At 63.6% G+C, this 18,729-nt stretch carries 15 protein-coding genes; 8 read left to right on the top strand and 7 right to left on the bottom strand.

All coding sequences use genetic code 11. From position 1 onward, the window contains the following. Window positions 1-45: 45 nt before the first annotated feature. Genes WA904_RS06650 through WA904_RS06640 form a run of 3 tightly spaced genes read left to right on the top strand, consistent with a single transcriptional unit; the run spans window position 46 to window position 2,588 of the window. The gene (locus WA904_RS06650) at window positions 46-975 is read left to right on the top strand and encodes a branched-chain amino acid ABC transporter permease (protein WP_425196343.1); all 930 of its coding nucleotides are present in this window, start codon (window positions 46-48) and stop codon (window positions 973-975) included. Then, entirely contained in the window at window positions 968-1,723 is a 756-nt protein-coding gene (locus WA904_RS06645; RefSeq protein WP_425196342.1) for an SDR family NAD(P)-dependent oxidoreductase, read from the top strand. The genes WA904_RS06650 and WA904_RS06645 overlap by 8 nt, the downstream gene beginning before the upstream one ends. A 55-nt stretch (window positions 1,724-1,778) precedes the next feature. Continuing rightward, window positions 1,779-2,588, top strand: coding sequence for an SDR family NAD(P)-dependent oxidoreductase (locus WA904_RS06640; RefSeq protein WP_425196341.1), 810 nt, complete (start codon window positions 1,779-1,781; stop codon window positions 2,586-2,588). Between the two features lie 12 nt (window positions 2,589-2,600). Here the strand turns inward: WA904_RS06640 and WA904_RS06635 are convergent, their stop codons facing one another. Then, window positions 2,601-3,497 (bottom strand): DMT family transporter, encoded by an 897-nt coding sequence (locus WA904_RS06635; RefSeq protein ID WP_425196340.1) that lies wholly within the window; start codon window positions 3,495-3,497, stop codon window positions 2,601-2,603. A gap of 22 nt (window positions 3,498-3,519) precedes the next feature. After that, window positions 3,520-4,038, bottom strand: coding sequence for a flavin reductase family protein (locus WA904_RS06630; RefSeq protein ID WP_425196339.1), 519 nt, complete (start codon window positions 4,036-4,038; stop codon window positions 3,520-3,522). Between the two features lie 66 nt (window positions 4,039-4,104). Here WA904_RS06630 and WA904_RS06625 point away from each other — a divergent pair, with 66 nt between their 5' ends. Continuing rightward, the gene (locus tag WA904_RS06625) at window positions 4,105-4,956 is read left to right on the top strand and encodes a M14 family murein peptide amidase A (protein WP_425196338.1); all 852 of its coding nucleotides are present in this window, start codon (window positions 4,105-4,107) and stop codon (window positions 4,954-4,956) included. A 131-nt stretch (window positions 4,957-5,087) separates the two neighbouring features. On the opposite strand, the gene WA904_RS06620 is transcribed toward WA904_RS06625, so the two are convergent. Next, window positions 5,088-5,393 (bottom strand): hypothetical protein, encoded by a 306-nt coding sequence (locus tag WA904_RS06620; RefSeq protein WP_425196337.1) that lies wholly within the window; start codon window positions 5,391-5,393, stop codon window positions 5,088-5,090. Window positions 5,394-5,699: 306 nt separating this feature from the next. Here WA904_RS06620 and WA904_RS06615 point away from each other — a divergent pair, with 306 nt between their 5' ends. Beyond that, on the top strand, window positions 5,700-9,764 hold the full coding sequence (locus WA904_RS06615) for a PAS domain S-box protein (protein WP_425196336.1): 4,065 nt from the start codon (window positions 5,700-5,702) through the stop codon (window positions 9,762-9,764). 38 nt (window positions 9,765-9,802) lie between these two features. Here the strand turns inward: WA904_RS06615 and WA904_RS06610 are convergent, their stop codons facing one another. Beyond that, on the bottom strand, window positions 9,803-10,354 hold the full coding sequence (locus WA904_RS06610; protein ID WP_425196335.1) for a hypothetical protein: 552 nt from the start codon (window positions 10,352-10,354) through the stop codon (window positions 9,803-9,805). A gap of 428 nt (window positions 10,355-10,782) precedes the next feature. Between WA904_RS06610 and WA904_RS06605 the strand changes: the two genes are divergently transcribed. Further along, window positions 10,783-13,404 (top strand): CHASE domain-containing protein, encoded by a 2,622-nt coding sequence (locus WA904_RS06605; protein WP_425196334.1) that lies wholly within the window; start codon window positions 10,783-10,785, stop codon window positions 13,402-13,404. A gap of 58 nt (window positions 13,405-13,462) precedes the next feature. On the opposite strand, the gene WA904_RS06600 is transcribed toward WA904_RS06605, so the two are convergent. Beyond that, window positions 13,463-14,317: a metallophosphoesterase gene (locus tag WA904_RS06600; RefSeq protein ID WP_425196333.1), complete on the bottom strand. Its 855-nt coding sequence runs from the start codon at window positions 14,315-14,317 to the stop codon at window positions 13,463-13,465. Between the two features lie 229 nt (window positions 14,318-14,546). Here WA904_RS06600 and WA904_RS06595 point away from each other — a divergent pair, with 229 nt between their 5' ends. Beyond that, the gene (locus tag WA904_RS06595) at window positions 14,547-14,723 is read left to right on the top strand and encodes a hypothetical protein (RefSeq protein WP_425196332.1); all 177 of its coding nucleotides are present in this window, start codon (window positions 14,547-14,549) and stop codon (window positions 14,721-14,723) included. 169 nt (window positions 14,724-14,892) lie between these two features. On the opposite strand, the gene WA904_RS06590 is transcribed toward WA904_RS06595, so the two are convergent. After that, complete coding sequence (locus tag WA904_RS06590; RefSeq protein WP_425196331.1) at window positions 14,893-15,849, bottom strand: LysR family transcriptional regulator; 957 nt, start codon at window positions 15,847-15,849, stop codon at window positions 14,893-14,895. Window positions 15,850-15,995: 146 nt separating this feature from the next. On the opposite strand from WA904_RS06590, the gene WA904_RS06585 reads away from it, so the two are divergent. Next, the gene (locus WA904_RS06585) at window positions 15,996-16,529 is read left to right on the top strand and encodes a hypothetical protein (protein WP_425196330.1); all 534 of its coding nucleotides are present in this window, start codon (window positions 15,996-15,998) and stop codon (window positions 16,527-16,529) included. A 144-nt stretch (window positions 16,530-16,673) separates the two neighbouring features. On the opposite strand, the gene WA904_RS06580 is transcribed toward WA904_RS06585, so the two are convergent. Next, window positions 16,674-18,542: a phosphoenolpyruvate carboxykinase (GTP) gene (locus tag WA904_RS06580; RefSeq protein ID WP_425196329.1), complete on the bottom strand. Its 1,869-nt coding sequence runs from the start codon at window positions 18,540-18,542 to the stop codon at window positions 16,674-16,676. Window positions 18,543-18,729: the final 187 nt, after the last annotated feature.

Genomic DNA, 18,729 nt, shown 5'->3' with positions numbered 1-18,729 from the left:
CCGAGCACCGGACGAAGCTGCCATGCTGCCGTTAACAAAGACCTTATGGACGTCCTGTTTCAGCTGATTCCGCACCTCGTCAATGGCGTGTCGCTTGGCCTGCTGTTTGCGCTCATTGCTTTGGGCTTCATGTTGATTGTTGGTGTGATGGAAGTCATCAATCTGGCGCATGGTTCCTTGTTTGCCCTGGGCATGTATTTCGCGTTGTTCCTGGTGGCCCCGCAACTGGGCATGTTCCCCGGGGTGCAGGCCTGGTACATGGCTTTTCCGATCGAAACACGGTATCTGCTTGCCTTGGTTCTGGCCCCGGTCTTCGTGGGACTTTTTGGCATGCTGCTGGAACTGTGCATGCGCCGCACCTATGGGCGTGACCCTCTCTACGGTTTGCTGCTGACCTTTGGTGCTGCTCTCGTGATCGAGGAAGCCATACGCATTGTGTGGGGTTCCTCGGAGAAACAGCTGCAACTGCCCCAGGCGATTTCCGGGGCCGTGCTTCTGGGCGATCTGGTGTATTCAAAGTACCGTTTTTTTGCCAGCGGATTTGCTGTCCTGATGATTGTGATGCTGTGGCTGTTCCTGCAAAAAACGCCTTACGGCGCGATCATCAAGGCCGGAGCGCATGACAGCGAGATGGTGCGGGCGTTGGGCATCAACCTTTCACGTCTGCGGCTGTTCGTCTTCGGCCTCGGCGTGGCGCTGGCGGCAATTGCGGGGGTTGTCATGGCGCCCATCTGGGGAATCCGGCCCCATGTCGGCGTCGATGCCGTGGTGCCGGCGTTCCTGATCATTGTTCTGGGCGGCGTGGGCTCGCTGTGGGGTGCGGTGATTGCGGGGCTCATGGTCGGCATGGTGGTGGGGCTGACCGGCTCTTATGCTTCCGAATGGTCCCTGATGTCCATGTACCTTCTGTTTATTGCCGTGGTGACTTTTCGTTCGCGCGGCCTGTTCGGAAAGAAGAGTGTTCTTGATGTTTGATCAACGTAAACCATTGCGGGGAAAAGTCGCACTGGTGACCGGCGCTGCAGGCACCATGGGCGCCGCCGCCACGCGGGTGTTGCTGGAAGATGGCTGCAAAGTGGCCATGGTTGATTTCAGCGAAGAACGAAACCGTGCGCTGGCGGCAGAATTCGGTGCGAACGCCTTGCCCTTTTGCTTTGACATCAGCGATGTGGACGCGGTGCGGGACGGCCATGCGCAGATCGTGCAGGCGCTGGGCCCCGTCGACATTCTGGTCAACAACGCCGGCATTCTTTCAAACAACAAGGTGGAAGCGACCACCCCCGCGGAATGGCGGCGCGTGCTGGGCGCCAACCTCGACGGCGCTTTTTACCTCTCGCAGCAGGTCGTGCCGGCCATGAAGAGCCGCGGCTTCGGACGCATCATCAACACCAGCTCGCTCGCTGCAAAAACCGGTGGGCTCACAGCCGGTACGGCTTACTCGGTGTCCAAGGGTGCAATGAGTGCACTGACCTTCTCCCTGGCGCGTGAACTGGCGTCGTCCGGCGTCACGGCCAATGCGATTGCGCCGGCCTATGTGAAGACGCCCATGATCACGGAGCAACTCAACGAAGAGCAGCGGCAGAAGCTGCTCAGGGACATTCCGGTGGGGCGGTTTTGTGAGCCCGAGGAGTTTGCACATGTGGTGCGTTTCCTGGCTTCGCCCCTGGCAGGCTTCATTACCGGAGAAATCATCGACCTCAACGGTGGCCTGCTGATGGACTGAGGCGGGGAAAGCCCTTTCGTTGCGGAAAGAATTTGCCTACACAATCCGGTCATTCATGAGCCTCACACCTCGCATTGATTTCACTTCGGCCCTGAAGGGCTTGTTCGACTTGAGCGGCAAGGTTGCGTATGTGCCCGGCGGGTACGGAGGCATCGGCGAAGCCGTCGCCTGGGCCATGGCGATGGCGGGCGCCAAGGTTGCTGTTTCCGGACGGAACGAGGGCAAAGCGCGGGATGTGGCGTCTGCCCTGTGCGCGGCAGGGCACGATGCCACCGGACTGGCAATGGACGCTCATTCAGTGGCGCATATGCAGGAATCGGTGGATGCAGTGGCGCGGCATTTTGGCCAGCTCGACATTCTGGTCAATTGCGTGGGCATGCAGCGCGAGCAAGCGCTGCTTGAGGTCACGGAGGAAGCGTTTGACGAAGTGCTGCAGGTCAACCTGAAGGCAGCGATGTTTCTGGCGCAGGCCGTTGCAAAACAACAGATAGCGGGTGGGCGTGGTGGGGCACAGGTTCACCTTTTGTCGGTGCGGGCACAGCTGGGTTTGCGCGGGCGTGGCTATTCGGCCTACACCAGCAGCAAGGGTGGCCTGGTCATGCTGATCCGTCAGCACGCCAGTGAACTGGCACCACACGGCATCACGGTCAATGGCATCGCTCCGACGGTGGTGCATACCGAGATGGCGCGCCATTGGCTGGAAAATCCGGACACCCATCGCCAGGTTCTGGAGCGCATTCCTCTGGGGCGCATTGCCGACCCGCAGGACGTCGCTGGTGCTGCAGTCTTTTTTGCGGCGCCTGCAGCATCTTTTGTGACCGGTCAGGTTCTTTACCTCGACGGTGGTATCACTGCCTCACAGTAAAGCGGTGGCGCTTCAGGCCGCAGGTTTGCGGTTCACCAGCACAATGCCCACAGCTACCAGAACCAGCGCAGCCAGCAGGCTGGGCGTGACGGCCTCCTTGAGCCACAGCGCGCCGAACAGCAGCGCAAACAAGGGTGTGAGAAACACGAATACAGAAATTTTGGTTGCGGGGTAGCGGCCCAGCATCCACATCCAGGCCAGGTAGCTGGCAAAGGCGCCCACCACTGTCTGCAGAAGCAGCGAGGTGATGGCAAAGGGGCTGAAGGCCCAGACCCATTGTTCACCGAGTGCCAGTGACAGGAAGGGCAGCGCGACCGTGCTCACCGCCACCTGGTAAAACAGCAGCTTTTCAGCCGACACCCGGGCCAGTGAGGACGCGCGTATCACCACCGTCGTGAGGCCCCAGAACATGCCGGCGGCAAGCGCAAGCAGGTCCCCCGACCAGGTGGAAGCCGCACCGGGGCTGAAACCTTCGCGCAGGGCAAACACCACGGCTGCGAAGGCGCAGGCCAGGCCAGCCCACTGCACGCTGCGCAGTTTTTCGGAGGCAACCCACAGCGGCAGCAGCACCGCCACCCAGAACGGCGAGGTGTAGAGAAACACCGTCAACCGCGAGGCGCTGGTGTACTGCAGGCCCACATACAGGCAGGCGAATTCGACGGCAAACAGCCCCCCGGCCAGCAGGCCGGCACCCAGCGTGCCGTCGGTGGAAAAAAGCTTGACGCCGCGCCAGGCGCACCACATCCACAGCAGCAGTGTGGCGCCGGCAAAACGGAGGGAAGCCTGGAACACCGGAGGCACCTCCGCCAGCGTGGCCTTGACCAGTACCTGCTGGAAGCCCCAGAACAGGCAGCAGGCGAGCAACAGCGAAATGGACAGGGTGTCGAGATGGGTCTTGCGTGTGGTCATGTCTCTGGGGCCGTGGCTTCGCCTACAGCGGATGCTCGGTGTAAAACCTGCCGCCGTGAAACAGCAGCGGCGCAGCGCCTTTGCGGTGGGCGCAGCGCTCGACTTCGCCGACAAAAATCACGTGGTCGCCTTCTTCGTAGCGGCTGCGGTTGAAACACTCGAAGGTGGCAGCCGCCCCGGTCAGCAGGGGCGAGCCGCTGATGCCCTCGGTCCAGGCGACACCCGTCCACCGGCCTTCGCGTTTCGCCGCAAAACGTTCGGCCAGCTCTTTCTGGTCGGCCGCCAGGATGTTGATGGCGTAATGGGAGCCGGTGCTCAGCGCCGGCATGGAGCCCGCCGCCTGCGCCAGGCTCCAGAGCACCAGGGGTGGCGCCAGCGAGACCGAGTTGAAGGAGTTGGCCGTCAGCCCGACCAGTTCTCCATCGGTTGTGCGCGCGGTGACGATCGTGACGCCGGTGGCAAACATGCCAAGTGCTGCGCGGAACTCGTTCGGTGAAAAATCCGGGCGGCTGGCCTGGCGCAAAGGCTTGGAGGGCGTCATGGATGTAATTTACCTGAACCGGCATTTGCAGACGCGCCCGGCCGGTGTGGCGCGTAAAATCGGCCCATGCGTTTGCCTTGTTCCATCGCCGTTCTTTTTGCTTCTGTTTTGATAGCTCACAGCGCACAGGCAGCAGGGCCTTGCGATGATTTTGTTCGAAAACTTCCGAACCTCAAGCGGAGCCTGTGCGAAGCAGCGCAGTTGCAGGCCACGGCGGCCCGCTCGGTCCAGGGCCAGACCTTGTGGATGCGCGACGTCAAGCCGGACGAGGCGCGCCAGCGTGTCCTGGTGCTGGGTGCCATCCATGGCGACGAGCTGTCGTCAGCCTCGGTGGCCCTGCACTGGATAGGGTTGGCCAGGGAAACAACAGCGCCCTGGTCGCAGGCGATTCACTGGCGTTTTATCCCGGCGCTCAATCCCGACGGGCTGCTGGCCACGCCGCCGCGCCGCGTCAATGCCAACGGGGTGGACCTGAACCGCAATTTCCCCACGCCCTTCTGGGAGCGGGATGCCAAGGTGTACTGGGAAAAGCGCACCGGCAAAGACCCGCGCCGCTGGCCGGGACCCAAGCCGCTGTCGGAGCCGGAGTCGCGTTTCCTGCACGAAGAAATGCAGCGCTTCAAGCCGCACCTGATCGTCAGCATCCATGCGCCCTATGGTGTGCTGGATTTTGACGGCCCTTCGGTTCCGCCCTCCAAACTGGGCCGGCTTTACCTCGACCAAGTGGGCATCTTCCCGGGTTCGCTGGGTAATTACGGTGGGGTGCACAAAGGTGTGCCGGTGGTTACCATCGAACTGCCCAACGCCATGCGCACCCCGCTCAATGCCGAGATGCGCCAGATGTGGCTGGACCTGCTGCGCTGGATGTCCGAGCGGCTGCCTCCGGGCGGCACCGGGGGGCTGGCGCGCACGCCTTGAGCTGCAGGGACGCCACGCTGCTGCTGCGTTTGCCGATGCCGTGATTGTTGGTCAAATTGGCCTCCAGTCCTTTGTGGACGGGCGCAAACAGCTATCAAACAAGGAGCAATTCACGGCACGAATGCCCCGCTTCAGCGCTTGAGCTTCTTGTAGGCTTCGTTCATGGGCTTGCCTTTGTCCGTGTCCTGCAGGCCGCGGCGCAGGTCACGGCTCGCCTGTTCCACCTGCGGGTCGGCTTTGGCATCGGTCATGTCGCTGGACTGGTCGCGTTCATGCGGCAGGGACAGGCCGGTGTCGGCGGGGTCCGCCAATACATTTTCCTCATCGCGCAGTGGCCGGTCTTTGGCCGGTTTGACCGACGCCATCCCTTCGCTGCTGCCAGCTTCACGGGCCGGGGTGCCGGATGACGGAGGTGCGGGGGGAGCGGGAATGGCCATGCGTGTTTGTCCTCGCAGCCACCTGACTGCAGGACCTCAGTCTGGCTGCCGTAGGGAGCAGGCGCCTGTCAGCGCGCCCTGGGTAGCGATGTAGGAGGAGGGCGAACCCGCGCCGCACACCGGTGGGCGGGAAAAGCGCAAGACTGTCACGCTTTCGGTTCTTATTGGCGTTGTCTTGTGTAGGCAATGCAATGCCAAAGGACTACGATGTCCTCAGCGGTGTGCGTTGTGAGCGCTCACCTTTTTGGTCCTGCACAGACGCTGCACGACCCTGTGCAAATGGAAGGCACAAGGCAAGGTCATGCGATGGTGAGTTCCCTGGGGCTGCGCGCCCGTCTGGTGTTGTTGATCGTGGTGGCGCTGGTGCCGGTTTTCGGCCTGTTCGCCTGGGTGGCAGCCAGCAAGCAGGCGGATGCCCTGAAACTCGCGCGCTCCACGTTGCAGTCGCAGGCCCTGCTGGCCGCAGCCGGCCAGCAGCCGCAGGTCGAGGTCATGAAACAGCTGCTCAGCGATCTGGCCAGCGCGCCTTCGATCAGGCGCAGGTCGCCGGACCCATGCGGCGAGTACCTGCAGGATTTGCAGGCCAAGCATCCGCATTACAGCGACCTGGGATTGGCAGGGCTCGACGGCAAGCTGCTGTGCCACTCAGAGTCTTCACTGGTCGGCACCAGTGCCAGCACGCGGCCCTATTTCAGGCGTGTGCTGGCAAGCCGCCAGTTCTCGGTGGGCGAATATGGCACCGGTCGAAGCAGCCGCAAGGCAGGGGTCGCCTTTGCGGCGCCCGTTTACGACAACGCCGGCGTGCTGAATGCGGTGGTGTTTGCCGCGCTGGATGTGCGGGCCTTCAGCCTTCCGCTGGCGCAACTGGCGGTGCCAGCGGGCATGGGCGTGGTCCTGACCGACAGCCAAGGCACTGTTCTCGCGGCTCATCCTGCCAGTGCCGGCGTGGTCGGAAGCCGGCACCCCGACACGGCCGTCCAGGCCTTTCTGCGGGCGCCGCGCGTGGGCATCGAGGAGGCACGGGACGCTGGCGCGGAGCAGCGCGTGTATGCTTTCGCGCCGGTGGGAGGCGCGGCGCAGGGCGCGCTGTTTGTCACGGTCAGCATGCCGCGCGAAATGATTTCGGCGGAGCCCGCGAGGGCGCTGGCGTTCGAACTCGCTGTTTTGCTGGCCGCCGCCCTCTTCGGCATGGCCTGCGCCTGGGCCATGGGCAGGCGCCTGATTGTCAACCCGGCCAATGCCATGCTGCGTGAAGCGGAAGAGCTTGCCGGCGGCAATCTTGCGGCCCGGGTCGAGATCGGCCCGCTTTACCAGGGCGAGCTCGGCCACCTCGCCCGAACCTTCAACCGCATGGCCGAATCGCTGCAATTGCGCCGCGATGAACTCGATGCGTCGCTGGACCGCATCGGCAAGGAGCGCGGCCTGCTGGACCTCATCATCAACAGCATGAGCGAAGGCGTGCTCGCCATCGATGTCGAGGGCCGCTTCCTGCTGTTCAACGCAGCGGCGAAGAAAGTCTTCCCGGCCGATGAGACGGGGTCGACCCTCGCGGCCTGGCGACAGGACCACGAGGTGGTGTTGCTGGACGGGAAAACGGTTTGCAAACCACAAAACAGGCCGTTGAGCCGCGCCATCCGCGGTGAAAGCGTCGACAACTGGGATGTTTTCCTGCGCCGGCACGGCGCCAAGGACCGGGTGCTGCGCAACAATGTCCGCCCCCTCCACGACGAAACGGGGAAACTGGTCGGCGGCCTGGTGGTGTTTACCGACATCACCGAACGCAAGTTCACCGAGGATCTTGTCCGGGACCAGGAGCAGGTGCTCGAGCTGATTGCCTACGGCGTGCCTCTGACGCAGGCGCTCGAAGCCATCGTGCGGCTGATCGAGAGCCGCTCACCCGGGAGCATGTGCTCCATTTTGCTGCGCGAAGGCCAGCAGCTGCGCCACGGCGCGGCCCCCAGCCTGCCGGACAGCTACAACCGCCAGATCGACGGACTGGAAGTCGGTGACGGCATCGGTGCCTGCGGAACAGCGGCATTCCTGAAAAAGCAGGTGGTTGTGGTGGACGTGGTCGGTGACCCGCTGATGCGCAATTACCTCGATTTGCTGCACGAATTTGGCCTGCGCGCCTGCTGGTCCACACCGGTGCTGGCCAACAGCGGTGAAGTGCTGGCCACTTTCGCCATTTACCACCGGGATCCCTACCAGCCGCAGCCCAGAGACCAGGACCTGGTGGAAAGCGCCGTCCGGCTGGCCCGTATTGCGATCGAGCGTACGCGTGCCGAAGAAGCCCTGCTGGGCAGCGAGGCGCGGTTTCGCGAGCTGGCCGAAAACGTCGAGGATGTGTTTTACAACCGCGACTTTGCCAGCGGGCGGTTTCTGTACATCAGTCCGGCTTATGAAACCATGTGGCATCGCCCACGGGAAGAGCTGTATAGCGCGCCGGATTCCTACCGCGAGACCATCCATCCCGAAGACCGGGCGGCAGAGGCAGAAACGAAGCAGCAGCAGGCGGCCGGCACGGTCACCGACCTGGAATATCGGATTGTTCGCCCCGATGGCGAGATCCGCTGGATTCGCGACCGTTCCTACCCCGTCTTCAATGCAGCCGGATCGGTGGAGCGGATTGTCGGCACGGCGCGGGACTTCACCGGGCGCAAACGCGCGGACCGCGAGCTGGCGCGAACCAACCGGGCACTGCAGATGCTCAGCCGCTGCAACGAAGCGCTGACCCGCATCGACGATGAAACGGAACTCCTGACCCAGGTGTGCCGCCTGGCGGTGGATGTGGGCGGCTACCGCATGGCCTGGGTCGGCTACGCGCAGGATGATGCGGCCCTCACCATCCTGCCCATGGCGCATGCGGGCCATGAGGCGGGTTACCTGTCGGCCATCCAGCTGACCTGGGACGCGGAGCAGCAGACCGGGCGCGGGCCGGCCGGCCAGACCATACGCAGCGGCCAGGCTCGTATCAGCGAAAACATCGTCCAGGGCGCCAACCAGTTTCACTGGCACGAAATAGCCACAGAGCGCGGTTACCGCAGCGCGGTGTTCCTGCCCCTGCGCGATGCGAGCCGCACTTTCGGCCTGCTGGGCCTGTACTCTGGAGCGCTGGAAAAATTGGCGGAAGACGAAATCAAGCTGCTCCAGGACATGGCCGACAACCTGGCGTTCGGCATTGGCAGCCTGCGCACCCGGCTCGAGCGCCAGCGCAGCCAGGAGGCCGCGCGCCAGGCGGCGGCCCAGGTGCGTGAACAGGCGTCGCTGCTGGACCGCGCGCAGGATGCCATCATGGTGCGCAACCTCGACCGGACCATCCGGTTCTGGAACAAGGGGGCTGAACGCCTCTACGGCTGGACTGCCGACGAGGTGCTTGGCAAAACCATGGACACGTGCATGTACCGCAACCCGCAGGTGCTCATCGATGCCCTCAACCAGGCGGTGGCCAGCGGCGGGGACTGGACCGGCGAGCTGGAGCAGGTGGCGAGGGACGGCTCACCCATCAGCATCGAGGCACGCTGGACCGTGGTGCGCGATGAACAGGGGCGCGTCAATGGCGTGCTGGGCATCAACACCGACATTCGCGAGCGCAAGCGGGCGCGCGAGCAAATCCTGCAGCTCAACACCAGCCTGGAAGAGCGGGTACAGCAGCGCACAGAGCAGCTGGAATTTGCCAACAAGCAGCTGGAAGCCTTCTCGTACTCCGTGTCACACGATTTGCGCACGCCGCTCAGCACCATCGAGGGGTTCAGTAACCTGCTCGCCAGGGACCTGGGGGCCGGCATGGCGGGCGAGCGCAGCAAACACTACCTGTCCCGCATACGTGCCGGCGTGGTGCAGATGGGTGAACTGATTGATGCCCTGCTCTCGCTGGCCCAGGTCTCGCGCACCAGCCTGCGCTGGGACAGGGTGGACCTGAGTGCGATGGCGCAAGCGATATTGGACGGCTACCGGGAGACGGAGCCGGATCGGGCGGTCTTGCTCGATATCCAGCCGGAGTTGCTGGCCCATGGCGATGGGCGGCTGCTGCAGCAGGTGCTGGACAACCTGCTCGGCAATGCGTGGAAATTCAGCAGCCGGCAAGCGCAAGCCCTGATTTCATTCAGGCGGGAAAGCGGCCCTGACGGTGAGATGGTGTATGCGGTCCAGGACAACGGGGCCGGTTTTGACATGGCCTATTCAGAAAAGCTGTTTGGTGCTTTCCAGCGGCTGCACACCGCGTCGGAATTTGCCGGCACCGGCATCGGCCTGGCGACGGTGCACAGGATTGTCACGCGGCATGGTGGCCGGGTCTGGGCTGCGTCCGCTCCGGGCCACGGGGCGACGTTTTATTTCACTCTGGGGGGCTCACCTTCCAGCGACTTTCTGTGATGGGCACCACGCCTGGCTGCGCGGGGCAGCCGGCGCCTCTACAGATCCCGCTGCAACAGGGTCTCACGCAGCTTGTGGGCCTTGTCGGCGTCAAACGCGCCTTCCGCACGGGCCAGCACGTCTCCCTCGCGGTTGATCACCACGGCATAAACCTGATCGGTGCCGTTCAGGCCGGCGGAGCGAACGAAGTGGGAGCGGTCCGTGAAGACCGGAACCAGCCGGGCGCGCTCGGCATCGGCAGGGTAGATGCGCAGGAGCTTGGTTTCGATGGCGCTGCGCGCCGCGGTGTCGCCCGGATCGTTGAGAACCGGCATGCGCACCCAGGCAATGGACGGGTCGGCATCAAGGTTCAGGCCCCGGACCCAGCCGTCGATGTGCGCGCGCTGGGTGCTGCGAAAAGCGATCAGGGCCAGGGTGCGTTCGGCAGGCAGGCCGCCGGGTACAGCGATGGGTTGTTCGGCCAGGGTTCGCGCCATGATCGACGGCAGCTGGCCCATGACGCTTCTTTCATTGGGAGCCGCCACGGCCAGCGCCAGCGCGGCAGAAACTGCCAACAGCCAGGCCAGGGTGCTGGGCCAGGTGGTTTTCATGGTGCATGCTCCGTCAAGGAGAAACAAAAAGCCGATCACGCAAGATACATGCACCGCCGTGGCAATGGCGCGACTATTGGGAACAAATTGTTGGCGGCTGTAGGGTTTTGTTGCACTGCGCAAGTTCACGGAATCAACCGTTCCATGCACCGGAAGCCGCCATGGAAAGAGCGACAGAGCGTGGTGCCGGCGGTTGATGTGCATGGGCATTCGGCAAGGCAGCGAAGAAATCACGAACCGCGTGCCCAGTGCCTGCTTCAGGGGACTTCACATTCCGTGGCTTTTGCAGAAGCCGGGATCTGCATTACATTGCGTAACCCTTTTGCTGCCGCCGCACCCGTCGGGAGGCCGTTTTCTGCAAGAGAAAATTCGCCTCCACCCCCTGAACCCATGAAACTGTCTGTACTGCACATGAAGCTGTCCAAGCCATGAGCCGGCACCTGGCCTCCTCGGACCTGCCGTCCCTGCGGAGCCAGCGCCTGGCCGTGGCCATGGCGGGGCTGGCACTGGTCATCGGCCTGGTTTTTACCGGGCTGGGCGTTTTCTGGGTGCACGGCACCATTGGGCGCCAGGCGCGGGAACGTTTTGACCTGCTGGTGGACCGCGTGCGTGCCGACGTGCAGGAGCAGCTGAACGCTCCCCTGCTGGGCCTGCACGGCGCTGCCGGCGTGTACGCTGCGAGCAGCGCGGTCGCGCGGGCCGAGTTCCGCGCGTATGTGCAGTTCAGTGAACTGGCCCGCGATTTTCCGGGGGTGCGCGGCTTTGGGTTCATGGTGCGCGTCACGCGCAATGAACTCGACGGCTTTGTCGCGGCCGTGCGTGCCGACGGCGAGCCGGCTTTTGCCGTCCACACGATGCCCGGTGCGCCCGCGGGTGACAGTGCGCCTGACCTCTATGTGGTGAAGTTCCTGGAGCCGCAAGCCGGCAATCAGGCCATCCTGGGACTGGATGCAGGCGCCGACGCCCTGCGCCGCGAAGCCATCGAACAGGCCGTCGCCTCGGGAGAGCCCACCCTGAGCAAAAAAACCATCCTGATGCAGGACCAGCAACAACGCCCGGGGTGGCTCTACCTGTTGCCGGTCTATCGCCCGGGGACTGTCCCTGCCACACCCGCGCAGCGCCAGGCCGCCCTGCAGGGGGTGCTGTTTGCTCCCATGGTGGTGAGCGAGGCCTTGCACGGGGCGGCCCTGGCCACCCAGGGGCAGGCGGATTTTGAACTGTTTGACGCCGAGCAGGCCAGTGCGGAGTCGCTGGTGTATGACCTGGATGGGCATCTGGCGGCGGCGCGCGGGAACATCGTGCCGGAGCACTACACGGGCCGCCTTTTTTCCTCGTCGCGTCCGGTTGCGGTAGGCGGGCGCACCCTGAGCCTGCGCGTCAGCACCACGCCTGCTTTTGAAGCGGGGGTCGCCAGCCCCCTGCCGGCCCTGCTCGGCCTGGGCGGTGTGGCGTTGAGCCTGTTGCTGGCCCTGTGTATCTGGCTGCTGGGCAGCAGCCGGGCGCGGGCGCTGTCGGTTGCGCAGCAGATGACGCTGAACCTGGCCCGCGAGCAGCAGCGCCTGCTCAGCATTGTCGAAGGCACCAATGTCGGCACCTGGGAGTGGAATATACAAACCGGTGAAACCCGTTTCGACGAGCGCTGGGCGGCCATTACCGGCCACACGCTCGATGAGCTGCAGCCCCTGGACATCCAGACCTGGCATTCGCTCACGCATCCCGGGGACCTGGTCGGCATTGATCTGCTGCTCATACAGCACTTCGCCGGCAAGACGCCCTATTTCGACTGTGAGATGCGCATGCGCCACAAGGCCGGCCACTGGGTCTGGGTCTTGTCGCGCGGCCGGGTCTGCGCCTGGACCGGCGAGCGCCGGGCCGCCTTGATGGCCGGTACCCTGATGGACATCACCGAGCGCCAGACGGCCCAGCTGGCCCTGCGCAACAGCGAGGAGCATTTTCGCCAGCTGTTTGAAACCAGTCTGGAAAGCATTTTGCAGTCCCGGCCCGACGGACAGATCACCCATGCCAACCCGGCCGCCTGTGAGCTGTTTGGCATGACGATGGAAGAGCTGTGCCAGCGCGGGCGGCGCGGGCTGGTGGATCCCCAGGATACGCGCCTGCAGGCTTTCCTCGACGAACGCCAGCGCGAAGGCCGGGCCCGCAGCGAGCTGCGCATGGTGCGCGGGGACGGCACGGTTTTCGAATGCGAAGTGGCGTCGTCCATTTTTCTCGACTCGAACAATGCACCCTGCGCCAACATTGTTTTGCGCGACATCACCGCGCGCAAACGTTCGGAGGCACGCATCACGCGGCTCAACACCGAGCTGGAGCAGCGGGTGGGGCGCCGGACCGCCGAGCTCGAAGCCTCCAACCGCGACCTGCAGGAATTTGCCTATTCAGTGGCGCACGACCTGCGCCAGCCTTTTATTGCCATTGGTGGCTTCAGCGGTTTGCTGGAGCGGCGGGTGACGGACGAACGCGGCAGGCACTACATCCAGCGCATCAAGGCGGGCGTGAGGCAGGCCGGCGAGCTGACCGAAGCCCTGCTGGCCCTGGCCAATCTGTCGCGTGTGCAATTGCGCGTGCAACCGGTGGATCTCAGTGCCATTGCCCGCAGCGTGATGGACACCCTGCGGCAGGAGGACACCGCGCGCGCAGCCGGCATCGACATCCAGGACGCCCTGGTGGTGCAGGGCGATCCGATGCTGCTCGGGCTGGTGATGGAGGAACTGCTTGGTAACGCCTGGAAATTCACCTCACGGCAAAGCCGCACCGAGATCCGCTTTGCCGCGCTTCCTGCAGAAGCCGGGGGTGCCCGTGCCGAGACCGTTTATGTCGTCGGGGACAACGGCGAGGGTTTCGACATGGCGCATGCCGACAAGTTGTTTCGCAGTTTCCAGCGCCTGCACGCCGCCCATGATTTTCCCGGCGCGGGCGTGGGCCTGGCCAATATCCAGCGCATCATTGCGCGCCACGGCGGCCGGATCTGGGCGGAGTCGGCCCGGGGCGAAGGCGCCCGCTTTTTCTTCACGCTGGGTCATCCTGGACCTTGAAGATTTTTTGCACAACATGCTATTTAATTTATAGCTGCTTGCGCCCGATGTGTATGGGCTAGAGGCCGATTTCGATCAATAAATCCGGCTTGAAGCCTTCCTGCTCTCCCTTGCGGGCATACCCCAGCGGATTGGCCACCACGCGGCAGCCGTTTTTCACATAGTCGCTGGGGCAATGCAGGTGACCGTGCAGCCACAGCTGCGCCTGGCCCAGCAGATCATCCAGTGAATTGCAGAAGCCGGCGGTGCCGGGAGTCAGTCCATAACGCGGGTCGCCGCTGAGCAGGCTGGGTGCGAAATGGGTGACGACGACGGTCGGGCCGTCAAAAGGGGCGGCCAGTGCCTGCCGCAGCCAGGCCTGGCTTTGCAGGCCCAGCTCGCGCACCGCCTCGGCCAGCATGGGCTGGCCGTTCTGGAACGTGTGGTGTTTGCTCAGGTAGAAGTTCGCGGCGCGAAAAGCTTTTTCACGTGCCTTGAGCAGCTCCTCGCCGGTCGGGCTGGGGCTCGCCGCCGATGCCGTGCCCAGCGCGTCGAAGTCGGTCCACAGGGTGCTGCCGACAAAACGCACGCCTTGCATTTCCACCACCTCGCGCTCCAGCCAGACCAGGCCCAGCCGCTCGCAGGTTTCGCGCAGCCGGGCGTGTGCCTCGGCAAATTCAAGACCGTCGTACTCGTGGTTGCCCGGTAGAAAAAATACAGGCGTCGGCCAGCCGGCACCACCCTGCGCCACCGGCAGGGGGGAGAAGCGGGCGAGTCCGAAATCCGGGTCGTGCAGCAGCTCGGCCAGCAGCGAACCGGGCTGGTAGGAGCCAATGTCGCCGGCCAGCACCAGGAGGTCGGCGCCGGGTGTGGGCCGGGCCAGAAAATGCGGGTTGGACTCAAGGTGCAGGTCTGACAGGAGCTGGATGTTCACCCGTCGATTGTGCAAGAAGCCGGCGGCCGGCCCGGCGCGGCGACTTTGCCCTGGTGCCGGCAGTCTGGTCATCACTGATGGAAAGGGGTGATTCGCGGGTTCATGCAGGCTATCGGCCAGGTCATGCGCTTTATGCATGGGGCGGGGCCTGTTTTAAGGTTGCAATACTAGGGAAAACCCTTAATCTAGATGCATTGCCACCTTTCGTCCTTTGCCGGACGCCCCTGTCATGAACAAGCTCGTTTCGCGGATTCTCCGTTTTCTGCCTTTTTCCCCGGCCCTTGCACCCATTCATGGGGTCGCGCGCAACCTGATGGAACGCGCCGAAGCGCGTGCCGGCCGCAACCCGCACCAGGCGCAGGAATTGCGCGGCGCAGCGCGCGCTTACCTCAGTGTTGTTCGCTGAAGCGCGCTTGGCTTTACTGGGCGCTCCGGCGCCTGAGGCCGGCTGGGCAGCTGAAATATTGCTGTAAATAAAGTAGCAATATGCCGTTGTTCAAGAAGAGCTGGCGGCCAGTTTGATCTGAAATATGCGCCGAAAAAGCAGGCAGGGCGGGTTTGACAGCTCCCAGGCTTCAGGCCGAGAAGGCCTTGTCGGAGGCGCGCACAATCGCCTCGCGCAGCCAGATGTGGGCGCTGCGCTGCTGTGAGCGGCGGTGCCATACCGCGTCCACATGCACCGGCGCCACATCAAAGGGCAGGGGACGCAGCACCAGCTGCTCGGCAATCCCGGTAACGCGTACGAAGTGGCGCGGCAGCACGGTCAGCAGGTTGGAATTGGCCACCACCCGGCCTGCCGTGAAAAACTGGTTGACTGTCAGTACCACCTTGCGTTCGCGGCCCAGCGAGGCCAGCGACTCGTCAATAAAACCATAAGGCCGCCCCGAAAAGCTCACCAGCATGTGCCGGGCCGCGCAAAAGCGGTTCAAGTTGAACGGGCCGCTGGCCAGCGGGTGGCCGGCACGCATCACGCACACGTATTCGCCATCGTAAAGCCGCAGGTGGTTGAACGGCAGGGGTTCGCCGCTTTGTGCCCGGGCCGTCAGATCGGCCAGCACCGCCGGGAAGTAACCCACGGCGAGGTCGCAGCTTTCTTCGTCGAGAAGACGGCGCGGATCGCGCGTCGTCAGCGGCACCACCCGAATGGTCACGCCAGGCGCCTCGTGCTCCAGGATGTCGACCAGTCCCGGTATCAGCTCTGCCGCAGTGGCATCCGCCATGGCCAGTACGAAGGTGGTGCTCGCCGTGGCGGGTACGAACTCGTTCGGGATCAGTGATTCCTGCAGCTGCTGCAAAGCTTCGCGCACCGCGGGCCAGATCGTGAGGGCGCGCGGCGTTGGTGCCATGCCCTGGCCGCTGCGCTGGACCAATTCGTCACCCAGCGTCTCGCGCAGGCGCCGTAGCGCGTTGCTGACGGCCGGCTGGGTGAGGGACAGGTTGCGCGCCGCCCGGGTGAGGCTGCGTTCAGCCATGACTTCGTCAAAAACGCGAAGCAGGTTCAGGTCCAGGGTGCGGAAATTGGGCGGATTCAAGGGGGTGGTCTCCTTGCAGGAGCTTAATTTATCACTGTCGTGAATAACTGGAATCATAAAGATAAAGTTGAACAGCATGGGTATTAACCCTAATATTCCCCTGTGCCCAAACCAATACCGGTGGTGGCACTCATAGGGGAACCATCATGACCAGCTTTGTCAACGTCAAACATCCAGCCGAACATCCCGGTGTGGCCCGCTTCGAGTCGGCCTTGGGCACGGCACGTCAATTGCGCCGCGGCTTCGACGGCGCCAAAGGCCTGGCAGCCCTGCTGCTTGCAGCCCTCGTCGCTGCCATGGTGGTCGTGGCCGACCAGCTTGTCGATAACTGGGCCGATGGCCATTTGCTGGTGGGCTGGGTCGCCTTGTGGGTCGTGGCTTTTGCGGCAATCGCCCTGTTTGCCGATACGGCCCGCCTGCTGGCCGCACGCGCGGTCAAGGCACTGGACACATGGTCCAGCGCCATTGCCCAGGCCCGTGCCGACGTCCGGCTGTGGGAAGCCGCCAAATCGGACCCGCGCGTGATGGCCGACCTGCAGGTTGCCATGGCGCGTCATGAAGCCATGGCTGAGGCGGCGTCTGTCCCGGCTGCCGCTGAATCGGTACCCGCCGGCCTGACACAGCGCGCCAAGCGCCTGGGTGGCGCTGAACTGCGCGCGTACCATCGCTATTACGTATAAGCGTCCATACGCTGCGTCGCTTCGTGCAGCGGCCACAAAAAAGCCACCTGGTCAGGTGGCTTTTTTTTGCCCTGGAGAAGTCAATCATCTAGAGCAGGGGCACGCCGCAGGTTGTGCGAAATGCCCTGGCGCGTGGTGTGCCGGTCAGGCAGCCAGGCGGCGCTCGATGGCGGCTTTGGTCTCCTCCAGCTCTTTCGGCAGGTGATGTTGGAGTTGTTTGAACAGTTCGGCGTGCAGCCCCAGCTCCTTCAGCCAGGCGGCCTTGTCGATGCTGGTGACGGTCTTGAACTGCTCGGCGCTGAAGTCAAGGCCAGTCCAGTTCATGTCTTCATAGCGGGGGCTGATGCCAGTGATGTGCTCGGTACCCTGGCCACTGCCTTCGATGCGGTCGATCATCCACTTGAGCACACGCATGTTTTCACCGTAACCAGGCCAGACAAACTTGCCGTCCTCGCCCTTGCGGAACCAGTTGGCGGTGTAGATTCTTGGCAGCTTGGCGCCGGCGGCTTCGAGCTTCTTGCCGAGATTCAGCCAATGCTGGAAGTAGTCGCTCATGTTGTAGCCGGTGAAGGGCAGCATCGCGAACGGGTCGCGCCGCACAACACCGACCTGGCCGACGATGGCAGCCGTGGTTTCGGAGCCCATGGTTGCCGCCATATAAACGCCTTCCACCCAGTTGCGCGCCTCTGCCACCAGTGGCACGGTGGTTGAGCGGCGTCCACCGAAAATGAAGGCGTCGATGGCCACGCCCTTGGGGTCATCCCAGGCGGTGTCGAGCGCCGGGTTGTTGGTGGCGGCCACGGTAAAACGTGAGTTCGGATGCGCGGCCTTGGCGCCGGTCTCCTTGGCGATCTGCGGCGTCCAGTCCTTGCCCTGCCAGTCGATCAGGTGGGACGGCAGCGTTTTGCCGGGCACGTCCTGCTCCATGCCTTCCCACCACACGTCGCCGTCGTCGGTCAGCGCAACATTGGTGAAAATGGTGTCACGGTCCAGGCTGCGCATGCAGTTCGGGTTGGTTAGCATGTTGGTGCCCGGTGCCACGCCGAAGTAGCCGGCTTCCGGGTTGATGGCGTAGAGGCGCCCGTCCTTGCCTGGTTTGATCCAGGCAATGTCGTCGCCAATGGTGGTGACTTTCCAGCCCTCAAAGCCCGCCGGCGGCACCAGCATCGAGAAATTGGTCTTGCCGCAGGCCGACGGGAACGCCGCTGCCACGTGGTACTTCTTGCCCTCGGGCGACGTCACGCCCAGGATCAGCATGTGTTCGGCCAGCCAGCCTTCGTCGCGGCCCATGTTGGAGGCGATGCGCAGTGCAAAACACTTCTTGCCCAGCAACGCATTGCCGCCGTAGCCCGAACCGTAGGACCAGATCTCGCGCGTTTCGGGATAGTGCACGATGTATTTGGTCTTGTTGCACGGCCACTGCACATCCTTCTGGCCTTCGGCCAGCGGTGCGCCCACGGTATGCACGCAGGGCACGAAGTCGCCATTCACGCCGAGCACGTCGAACACTGCCTTGCCCATGCGCGTCATGATCTTCATGTTGACTGCTACATAGGGGCTGTCAGACAGCTCGATGCCGATATGTGCAATCGGTGAGCCGAGCGGACCCATGCTGAAGGGAACCACATACATGGTGCGGCCCTTCATGCAGCCGTCAAACAGGGGCTGCAGCGTGGCGCGCATCTCGGCAGGCGCCATCCAGTTGTTGGTCGGGCCGGCGTCCTCTTTCCTGGCGGAGCAGATGAAGGTCCGGTCTTCCACCCGCGCAACATCGCTCGGGTCGCTGAGCGCGAGAAAACTGTTGGGGCGTTTGGCTTCGTTGAGCTTCGTGAAAGTGCCGGCGTCGACCAGTTGCTGACACAGGCGCTGGTATTCGGCTTCGCTGCCGTCGCACCAGTACACCGCGTCGGGTTTGCACAGTGCTGCCATGTCGGCAACCCAGGCAATCAATTTGGCATTCTTGACGTAGCTGGGCGTGTGAAGGTTAAGCCCTTGCATCGCGGGGTGGTTCATCGAAATACTCCAAAGTTAAAAAGCATCATTTCGAAAAACGTCGGGCGACGGACAGCAGGACTGCGGCGTCGGGACGTTTGCCGGAATAAGGCTTGAAAGTGCGCATTACGCCTGGTCGGCGGGCGGGCGCCCACAGCCGGGATGTGCTGTGGGGGGCGGGGTCTGAAAAGCGGTTTGTAGCGTGCTT

The organism is Polaromonas sp., from assembly GCF_049790275.1.
GTDB lineage: Bacteria > Pseudomonadota > Gammaproteobacteria > Burkholderiales > Burkholderiaceae_C > Polaromonas.
This window is presented reverse-complemented; position numbering and strand designations above follow the sequence as displayed.